The sequence below is a fragment of the Pseudomonas syringae genome (assembly GCF_001698815.1).
Classification (GTDB): domain Bacteria; phylum Pseudomonadota; class Gammaproteobacteria; order Pseudomonadales; family Pseudomonadaceae; genus Aquipseudomonas; species Aquipseudomonas syringae_A.
The window spans coordinates 149,962-159,385 of the sequence record NZ_LGSI01000049.1 but is presented as its reverse complement, the minus strand read 5'-3'; the positions used below and the strand labels follow the sequence as shown (position 1 = coordinate 159,385).

The following is a 9,424-nucleotide window of genomic DNA, read 5'->3' as shown; positions in this document are numbered from 1 at the left end:
GACGGGGGAACGGACGCCGCAGTCAATCTTGAGATCTATCACCTGCGTTGCCCCAGAGATCAGCAGTACGCCAATGTTAAAGAGGTATAACCGGGTACTTAACAGTGCCTTTGTAGAGGCTTGAGCCGTGTGCTGGGAAACTCGCATGCACGGTTCTTAGGGGGTTGGACGCGGGTAACCGCGTCTGACTACCCGACAACCAGATCAGGCCATGGGCTCTTGGGCGCAAGAACTGGCTCTTCGCAGGATCGCTACGCAGCGGAAAACGGGCTGCGGCGATCATGAGTTTGATCCAGTCTGCACGGCTGAATGGGCATGATCCGTACGCCTATCTAAAGGATGTTCTCACGCGCCTGCCGACGCAGCGGGCAAGTGAAATCGATCAGTTGCTGCCACATAGGTGGCAACCGGATTAATTACGAAAGACAGGATGCCCGGGCGGACACCTGTGTAGAAAAGCTGTCTTTCGCGAAATCTTAAAAAGCGATGATGTATTGTCAGTCGCTAGGACTAGATCGATTCCAAAGGGATGAAAATGACATTGCCTGTCGAAAGGTTGGTCAGGATAGCAATGGCCAATCCAATAAACGCTGAAATCACCTCACGCTTACCTTCACTCGGTTTGAATCAATGCATGCTCACTGCGGGATGCCTGTTCCAAGCCGTCTGGAATCATCAGTCGCACCTGCCGTCGGCTTGGGGTGTGAAGGATTACGACGTTTTTTACTTCGATAGTGATCTGTCTTGGGAGGCTGAAAATGAGGTCATCAACTCAGCTCAGTCTCTCTTCCAAGACCTTGAAGTTAACGTTGAGATCAAGAATCAGGCCCGCGTCCACCTTTGGTACAGTCAGCGGTTTGGCAGGTCTTATCCTCAGCTTCAGTCGGCAAAAGATGGTATTGATCGTTACCTGATTGCCGGTACGTGTATTGGGCTAGACCCTGAAACGGGTGAAGTCTATGCGCCATATGGCCTGACCGACGTAGAGCAAGGCGTTCTTCGTATCAATCCGAAAAATCCTCAGCCAGACTTGTTCGACCAGAAGGCCAAAAGTTACCAAGCTCGTTGGCCTTGGCTCAGGATCATAGAACCTCACATTTCATAAACCCTGCGGATCATTACGGTATGCCTAACCCTTCTTCCAACACCGATTTCATGCGTCTTGCGCTCGCTCAGGGGCGATTAGCCTTACCTGAGTGCCTTCCGAACCCGCCGGTAGGTTGCGTGCTGGTAAAGGATAATTTGGTGATCAGCCAAGGCTACACACAGCCACCTGGGCTATATCACGCGGAAGCAATGGCGTTGAGCCAATTACCTAGTGATTGCTCTGGGGTTACCGCCTTTGTCACGCTTGAGCCATGCTCCTTTCATGGTCGAACGCCGTCATGTGCGCTGGCACTATTAAACAGCGGTGTCGAGAAAGTGTTTGTTGGGCTGCTTGATCCCGATCCGAGAAACTCGGGAGCGGGCATAAAAATGCTGCGAGATGCGGGCATTACTGTTGTTGTCGGGCTCTTGGCCGAGGAAGCCATTAAGGACTTGGGTGGTTTTTTCGTAAAAAAATCAGGTGAATCAGTGGATCGCAACGATGAGTAGATCGTCTTAGCTCATCGACATCGCAGCGCAAGGTGGGATGCCCGGACGGTTACCGCCTACGCGCACGGTAAGCATCTGGTCGACTATCAGATTGCTCATGCCATCTATCTAGCACTTCAGCCGTGATCTGTTGATGATGGGAGATGCTTAAATGCCCCTTGCCTCAGCGCGATGCAAGGGGCTAAAAAGGTGAAATCTTCTTAGCCAAATATGACTGAACCTAACGTGTGAGTTAGCGCGGAGACCAGCAGACTTCACCTTCCTGAATTACTCCTGGAGTCCGACCATAGCGATCTACCAGGATAGGAGTCAGCGACGAGTGCAGGATTTCCAATTCGGGAACCATCATTGCCACGTACTCTTCGAAGCTGGGGTGCTTTTTCCAATACCTCGAGTCGATCGCTCTGTGTAGTGATCGGTCAAACCAACCACGTGTGACTTTCAGCAGACCTTCGACCCGATCAGCCACCTCTTTACCGTGGTTCACCTCTTCGTACCCGTCTTTTTTCATTAGCTCGCGCTCTACAAAAGTACCTGGTCGATACTTCAGCTTTTCTTCCGCCTCCATGACGCGCTCGTGAAAATCTCGATGCAGCTTTTGATCTGACTTCAGGTCAGCGGCGAAACGATAATCACAGTAGAGACAGTGGCTAACACTATGAGAACCCTCGGGTGTGTCCACATGCTGATTGATGACCACATCGAACCATCGGCTCAATTCGTGAAAATTTCGAGCACCAAACAGTTCAGCAGCGGCTAAATCCAAACGTTTCGTGTGAGGCAATTCAGGGTTAGTGGCTTTGAGTTGCCTGGCGAGATGCTTGACGCGTTGTACGTCAGCGAATGTAAGAGTGCGTTTCATTGCAGCCTCCGAGGCTGGGCCTGTCATCCACTACGAGAACCCAATACAGGGTTTGTTCAGTACGGTCACGGTAGTGCCTTGGCTTTGCGTTGGTGGATGGCAGGCACCTACCGGATGCCTTCTATAAAGACTACGCTAGACAATCTTCATTGTGCAAATCCCAGTAATCACAATTGACAGCACACCGCAGGTGGTGAGCGCATCCCAATCTGATCCAAGCAGAAACCTTCACCCGATCCAGTTGGGTAAAGTGATCTAACTGCGCGCCGCATGCGAGAGGTTTACGCTGGAGTCCGGCAAATAAATCATTCGCCAGACTGACTCCCAACGCCACCATTTTGCGGCTATTGTTGAGGCTCCTCACGGAAGACAAAAAAGTATGCCGACGCGCGATGTATCGTTAGCCCTCATGGAACACGGTCTTCAAGAGCCCGACCTGGAAATGTTGCGGCCGACGGAGACCAGCTACACGTGCTTACTGCTGCAACCCTGTGGGCCGATTTTTGCCTCAGAGCAGCGCATTGGTAACTACGATGTGCCCCTCGCCAGGGCAAAGAGCTTGTCGATGCTAAGGATGGCGCGTGAAAGAGGCGCGCACCTTGCCGTCACGCCTGAATACTTCATGCCGTGGGCAGCGCTGGAGGAGGCTATAGCAACTGGCATCACGCCGGCTGAAGGGGTCCTCTGGGTTTTGGGCTGCGAAAGCATCACCCAAGAGGCGCTGGTGCAATTCCAACAGAACGTTACAGACCACTGCTTAGTTATTCATGAGCCATGGCAAGGCTTGGAAATCGATCGAAATCTCTTCGATCCTGTAGTTTTGATGTTTCAGGCCATACGACCAGATGGGGCTTCTAGACTGGTCGCACTTGTTCAATTCAAAACGTTCCCTTCTAGAGACGCCCTATTTCTGGAAGAACGATGGCTACGTCGAGGAACTCAGATCTATAGGTTTCGTGGCCGTAGTGGTCGTCTTACGGCCGCCGTCATCATCTGTTCTGATGCCTTCGCGTTAAGGGATGAATGGCTAACTGACTTCAATGATCGTTCTACGCTGATTCATATTCAGCTCAATCCCAGTCCGCGTAACGCGGCATACCGAAACTATCGAACCACAACATTCAACACAGACCCGCGCTCGAGTAACTGCCACATCGTCTGCCTAAATTGGGCGCAGTCCATCGTCCAATACGGCACCCCGGGAACCGCTCCCGAAGCTTGGCGGAACGTCGCTGCATCGACGTGGTACTGCTCCGCGGACGATTGCTCATCCAATGATGAGGTTGTCATACCGAATCACAATCTGGGCCTCTACTACGCCTACATGACCGAGCGACGCCACGCTCTTGTTTTCCACTATGACGAAGCGGTGTTCGAGCTACGAGTACCGAAAGTGTTAACCATTGGCCATGCAATCATGGCCAATCGAAACGGCCCAACTGCATTGCAGCGATACGTATGGGCAACTGCAAATCAAGAATGGGTAGCAGGTGAGACACCTGATGCGGGGTTCGCCGCGCTTGCTGCTGGTAACCCGCCGGCACAATCAGCGCTGCAGCATGTAATTGCCACCCAAAACCCCTTGTCCATTGAGCGCGCATTGGCGTTAAGCGCCGGACAAATCACTGGTCGCCCAAATTGGTGCGCACTGAAGGATATCGACTCTTGCAAAATCGGCCCTGACGAAGTCGTACGCAGATTGACCGTCGCGCAGGACCGTGAAAGCCGAGATTTTCGTCATCAACGACTTAGTACAGCGGCTCAAATTCACCATGAAATACTGAACCGCGTTGAATGGCCTCCGCAGGTGGATGGAGTCGATGCAACGTCTATTTTGCGATGGGACGCAGCAGATCCTAATTTCAATGTGATGACATCAGATAACAAACCCACGCTCATCGCTTACCTAGGTGACTTGCCCCCACCTCACGAATTAGAAACGATCGCAGACAAACTTTATGAGCTGCTACGCCAGGCCGGTGGCCCCCACCAAAAGCGGTTGTGCATTGCATACCGGGAGTTTGGTGAACTCAAGTTTGCGGGAATTGATGCTCTAACCCGCTTCGATGACCCAGCAGACGACAAGACCGAATTTCTCGCTGTTACTCCGCTCGATTACACGGAACCCTCATATGGTTGATTCAGCCTCGTTACGTCGCACGATCACGGAAAAACTCTCCCGGGTTCAAGACTTGGGCGACGGCATTTTTCGTGGGGAACGCATCTACCAAGGAAAAACCTTCGCCACGGCTTACATCGACCTATCAGACAGTGTCATCCAGCGAGCAGCGAATCTTGCGAAATTTCAAGAAGGCTTGCTTGGGAGTGAATTCTTCACGGCTGATGGCGACCAGCGCTGGAACAGCTATCTGTACTTTTGGGCAGGCCCTCAATCGCAGATCAACGATCGCTATTTAGAAGCAAAAGCACGCATCGAGGGGGATCGACATTTTGCGAGAAAGTTTGTGCTTACCGAGGAGGATCTCCTCGGTCGTTTTGATGCCCTCTCGACTCAAGAACACAGCGCATTGGTATCCACAGATGCTAGCGTTCAATGGGAGGAAATTTTACGGGCGGCAGCTCTCAGCAGCTTGTTGGAGAAACGCGCGCGAACCCAACAAATCGAACTGATCGGTTCAGGGGAAGCCTTTAGTGCCGATGCAATACCGGTAACGCGGCCGCTTCCTCCGCCACTCTCTGATCCTCTGAGCACTGGGTTGATTCGTCGGTTTCAGGTAGGCGAATTTAGATCGGCCATCAGCGGAAAACAGTTTCAGTTTGGCGATGTGAACTTGATATTCGGACAGAACGGTGCGGGCAAAACATCGCTGCTTGAGTCCATCGAGGCCTTGTATTGCGGGCGTATCCGTCGCGATCCTGAAGCCACATTCAAAAATATCGAAGCGGATGTCGTCACTGCATCCGGTGAATTACTCACGGTTAAAAGCACCACTTTGCCGGCCACCCTTAAGGCGCGCAATCTCGCCTGGTATGGACGCTCAAATCCAAATACTGGCGCACTCGCCCAGTCATTCACTCGATTCAATTTTTTGGACACCGATGCTGCATTCCGCCTCTCCGGTGAATCGACCCCAGATAAACTAAAACAAGACCTGAGTTTATTGCTGGTCGGTGGTGAAACATCGGCACTTTGGACCGATCTCTACAAGCTGCATGATGACGCCGTCTCGAAGCGCACGAGTTTTAGCGAACGCATTCCTTCCCTGCTTAAGCAGACCGAACTGCTCGGTAATGAGGTCAAGCGATTACAGGACTCCCCTACTGAATCCGCAACCTTTGCAAAATCATTTCGAGCGAATTTGCGTGAGCTAGGGTGTACCTGGATTCAAGACGGTGACAATGAGCCTTTGTCTCCCTCGGATCGAAATCGCCTTGAATCGCTTTCGCGAGGGCTAAACCAAGCTATTAATCAGGCACAAACCTCGCCTGCCACAATTACTCAACTACGGCAGAGCGTGCAGTCTTTGTTTACCGCGCTCGAAAAAATTCAGGAACTGGAAGAGTCAGAATTAAACAAGCGCCGGGAGCTGCGCGAGCACGAAGCCCGGATTGAGAGTTACAGGGCGGAACTCGGTGATCTAGAAATATGGTCGATCTACTGCGAAGCCGGTGCACCAGCGCTTGCCAGATCATTTGAGCAGACCAAGCGTGTGGTTTCTGATGCAAGAATCGCCCTCGCGGGAACGTCCTTGGACGACGTCCATGAGCTACCTGTTGAATATGCTGTTCGTGGACTCTCCGAAGCTCTTCAGATCGCCACTGACAGCCTCGCTCTCGCTGAGCAGCAGGAGAAGTCAGCCTCTGAAAGCCTGTTGCAGCAGGAGCGCCTGGGCCAGTCGTTAGTTTCCCTTCGTGCCGATCTTAGGGGAATTGTCCAATCCATCATTGATCACACAGGCGATGCACTACATTGCCCTGTCTGCTCTACCCCCCATTTAGATGGGGAGCTGCTTCATAAAATCGAATTGCTAACCTCTTCTGACAACTCAAGCTTCACCGATGGTCTTCATCAGGCAGCACAGGTTGCTAGGGATCGCGTCCAACGAGAACGTGAAGTGATAGCTGCTCTCCAAGTATTGCAGCGCTTTCACGATGTAAATGGCAAACAGGATTCGACTACCGTACGCGATTTACATCAAAGCCTGCTTGTGAAACATCAGGAATTCATCGAAGCGAGTATCGAGCTGGAAAACCTGGAATCAGCCATGCGTTCGCTCGACCAGTATGGGGCCGATCAAGCAGGTTTCTCTGGCGCAGAGGCAGCCGCAATCCAATGGTTGGGGACTAAACAGGATTATTCGAGTCTGGCAGTCATAAATACACGCATCGCAGAGATTCAGGCGAGCACAGAGGAAACGAACGAATCTGCCGCTGATGTGCGCGAAGCTTTGAAGCTTACGAATGCACAAGTGAGCGCAATTGCAGTATCAACAGGACTTTCTGCGGAAAACGCCAAGGAACTGATTCTTTTGGTCCAACGGCAGTTGGAAAGACACCACGCTTCAACGCTTTTCTTCGAGGATGCCGCACAATTAATTACTATTGCGGATGATCAACCACTAGAACCGATTTTGCACGCTGTCGAGGATGCAATTAATGCGTTCGACCGTGCCCTGCATGCGGAAAATATGGAAACAGAAGCGCGCACTGAGCTAAGCGCCAAAACGGTCGAGCTTCAACAGAGCGCCAGCCTTCTCAAGGCTGCCACAAAGCGCAAGGACAATCTTACAATAGCCATTAACGCACTAGCCGACATCGTTGAAAACCACTCCCTTGAGAAAGCAACGCAGGAAGCTCTTGAGTCGATACGTGGACACGTCAGCGAAATATTCGCCAGGATTCATTCTCCAGCAGAGTACACGCTGGGCGACTTCAATGGAGAGCATCTCCTCATCACACGAGATGGCCATCGTACGCATACAGCTACGCAGGTGAGTACGGGCCAGCGTGCCGCTTTAGCACTTTCGATATTTCTAGCGTTGAACCGCAGCGCAGAAACTGCCCCTCCGGTGCTGTTGATCGATGACCCCATTGCGCACATTGATGATCTAAACGCGCTGTCATTCCTGGACTACCTGCGTGATCTTGCCGTCAGTATGCGCAAGCAGGTTTTCTTCGCGACAGCAGACGCTCGGCTCGCCGCCTTGTTTCAGCGAAAATTTGAGTTTTTGGGCAACGAGCGATTCAAAAAAATTGTTCTATCTCACTCATGAACCTGCAGCCTATTTTAATCAGACTGAACACCTTTCAGGAGGGCAGTACAGCAATGAGTAATCTATGACTGGCGTATCCTCATAATGGAATCTGTAATGGCCTGAGCATTTGCGTCCAAGGCTTCCATGGCCGACATTGCATTAATAGCGACAGTTTTCACCCCATTTTCTGAGAGCCACTTGGTTATTTCTTCTATCGCTGCACCTAGGGCGTGCTGGTTGTGCAGGAGCAATGTTATGGCGCCCGCCGTAGCGATCTTGCAGTCTGAATTATCTGGCATGGTGGTCGTCCTTGAGGCTGATGCAGGAAGCCTAGTTCATCTCACCGTAGCATCGAGACACGCTTGCGACCACGAAGAAAAAGCTTCGAGGGCTCCTGAAGTCCAGATTCAACATTGTCGAGCTTCTCTTCCTAACAGGCGCGCATCCCTATCGCTAGGTAACGTCTGTCCCTTCACTTAAGCTGACTCGGACTAGCATTACGCTATCGACTCGGCGCAAAAACTAGACGCCATGATGATTTTGCCAATGCCCACTTTTTCATAACCGGGAGGAGTTCTCTGTCGAGGAGGCCTTATTGCACCTGGTTACTGGTGTGCGAATTATGCTCCGACCCGAAACGCAAATTCGGGGTTATCACGCTGATCAACTGATCCCGAATCTCTCTGCTGCTCGCTGCCAAATCAACCGTAGCAAACCGAATGTAGTGCCCCTGTATCACCACACTTTCATCCACCCTTTCGCCAACCGCGGGATGCAACAACAAACCGCAGGCGGTCTGTGTGAGAGGGTCCGCCTCCGTCACCTGAGAGCGAAGATATGCGTATATTTGATAAAGGTAGGCACTATGCAACGTCTGCGAGCGATAAACGCTGCTCTTGTAGATTGCCGTGAACTTAGTATCAATCACCATCCGCTGCGCAAGCGCCGCATTCTCAAGCATGATATCAACCGTCATCTGTGGGAAGACCGCATCCAAGCCCGGGGTATGGTCGCTGCTATTCCATTTCAGTTTTACTCCCCCGCGCACAGTCCAATCGTCCTTAAGTGCCACGCGGTAAAACCCAGTTACGGCCTTCTCGAACAACCGGCGAACCCAAACTTCGTCGCGATCTGGTTGGTGCATGTATTGCCTGCCTGCAGACTCACTAGGGATGGCCATGTCATAGGCGAGTTTGGCAGCGGAAACCATCAGACGATCTGCCGTATCGTGCCGCCCGAGTCGTTCCAAGTCGATCTGCGAACGAACCACACCCAGATTGGAGACCCCCAGATTTGTGAGGCGTTGCGCAAGTTGTCGGCAGCGTTTGCCGACTGGGTGCCGACGCAGTAACCCCGCCACCCTTTCCAAAGCAATTCGTACAAAGCGATTACGAACCGTGTCCAGTGTCAGCTCGTCGAATCGACAAGCTATTTGCCCACGCATTAAAAGCTGTTTGCGCTCAGTGGTGAGGACATCAATCCTGCCGCGCACACGATTGACGATCTGTTCCCGATACTGATAGCCCAGCCCCAAATGGCGGCGCAACCGTGCTTCGACGGCATCGGTCAGGATTTCTCCCACCATGCGCGGCAGATCGTCGGGCATGGCTTCGCTAGCGGTCCTGGCATTCCCCAAAGCCCGATAGAGATCCGAAGCATAGAGCATCAGCAGCCAAAGATTTCTGACCGGAATACGACCCACCAATCGGTCGGGGCTATGAATGAGTACCCCTTCTGCAAGGTTTGGCAT

General features: G+C 52.1%; 7 protein-coding genes and 1 pseudogene. 5 read left to right on the top strand and 3 right to left on the bottom strand.

The window, feature by feature from the left end:
• Window positions 1-194: 194 nt before the first annotated feature.
• The 3 genes and pseudogenes from AFK24_RS30010 to AFK24_RS15780 form a co-directional block, all read left to right on the top strand.
• Window positions 195-416: pseudogene (locus tag AFK24_RS30010) on the top strand (transposase domain-containing protein); the annotation flags it as partial.
• Window positions 417-535: 119 nt separating this feature from the next.
• Window positions 536-1,105: a nucleotidyltransferase family protein gene (locus AFK24_RS15785; protein ID WP_065834092.1), complete on the top strand. Its 570-nt coding sequence runs from the start codon at window positions 536-538 to the stop codon at window positions 1,103-1,105.
• Between the two features lie 20 nt (window positions 1,106-1,125).
• Window positions 1,126-1,596, top strand: coding sequence for a bifunctional diaminohydroxyphosphoribosylaminopyrimidine deaminase/5-amino-6-(5-phosphoribosylamino)uracil reductase RibD (locus AFK24_RS15780; protein ID WP_065834082.1), 471 nt, complete (start codon window positions 1,126-1,128; stop codon window positions 1,594-1,596).
• A 232-nt stretch (window positions 1,597-1,828) separates the two neighbouring features.
• Here AFK24_RS15780 and AFK24_RS15775 read toward each other — a convergent pair whose 3' ends face one another.
• Window positions 1,829-2,458: a hypothetical protein gene (locus AFK24_RS15775; RefSeq protein WP_065834081.1), complete on the bottom strand. Its 630-nt coding sequence runs from the start codon at window positions 2,456-2,458 to the stop codon at window positions 1,829-1,831.
• Window positions 2,459-2,837: 379 nt separating this feature from the next.
• Here AFK24_RS15775 and AFK24_RS15770 point away from each other — a divergent pair, with 379 nt between their 5' ends.
• A complete protein-coding gene (locus AFK24_RS15770; RefSeq protein WP_065834080.1) occupies window positions 2,838-4,598 on the top strand; it encodes a hypothetical protein in 1,761 nt (586 codons plus the stop codon).
• Window positions 4,591-7,692 (top strand): AAA family ATPase, encoded by a 3,102-nt coding sequence (locus AFK24_RS15765; protein WP_065834079.1) that lies wholly within the window; start codon window positions 4,591-4,593, stop codon window positions 7,690-7,692. The genes AFK24_RS15770 and AFK24_RS15765 overlap by 8 nt, the downstream gene beginning before the upstream one ends.
• Before the next feature lie 62 nt (window positions 7,693-7,754).
• On the opposite strand, the gene AFK24_RS15760 is transcribed toward AFK24_RS15765, so the two are convergent.
• Together AFK24_RS15760 and mcrC are read right to left on the bottom strand one after the other, a co-directional pair.
• Window positions 7,755-7,973 (bottom strand): hypothetical protein, encoded by a 219-nt coding sequence (locus AFK24_RS15760; RefSeq protein WP_065834078.1) that lies wholly within the window; start codon window positions 7,971-7,973, stop codon window positions 7,755-7,757.
• A gap of 293 nt (window positions 7,974-8,266) precedes the next feature.
• Window positions 8,267-9,424, bottom strand: coding sequence for a 5-methylcytosine-specific restriction endonuclease system specificity protein McrC (gene mcrC, locus AFK24_RS15755; protein ID WP_065834077.1), 1,158 nt, complete (start codon window positions 9,422-9,424; stop codon window positions 8,267-8,269).

What these genes read in the sequence shown, in the direction of transcription:
- AFK24_RS15780 (WP_065834082.1), top strand. Translation starts at nt 1,126, where the DNA reads ATGCCTAACCCTTCTTCCAACACCGATTTCATGCGTCTTGCGCTCGCT.
- AFK24_RS15785 (WP_065834092.1), top strand. Translation starts at nt 536, where the DNA reads ATGACATTGCCTGTCGAAAGGTTGGTCAGGATAGCAATGGCCAATCCA.
- AFK24_RS15760 (WP_065834078.1), bottom strand. Translation starts at nt 7,973, where the DNA reads ATGCCAGATAATTCAGACTGCAAGATCGCTACGGCGGGCGCCATAACA.
- AFK24_RS15775 (WP_065834081.1), bottom strand. Translation starts at nt 2,458, where the DNA reads ATGAAACGCACTCTTACATTCGCTGACGTACAACGCGTCAAGCATCTC.
- mcrC (WP_065834077.1), bottom strand. Translation starts at nt 9,424, where the DNA reads ATGCCAAACCTTGCAGAAGGGGTACTCATTCATAGCCCCGACCGATTG.
- AFK24_RS15770 (WP_065834080.1), top strand. Translation starts at nt 2,838, where the DNA reads ATGCCGACGCGCGATGTATCGTTAGCCCTCATGGAACACGGTCTTCAA.
- AFK24_RS15765 (WP_065834079.1), top strand. Translation starts at nt 4,591, where the DNA reads ATGGTTGATTCAGCCTCGTTACGTCGCACGATCACGGAAAAACTCTCC.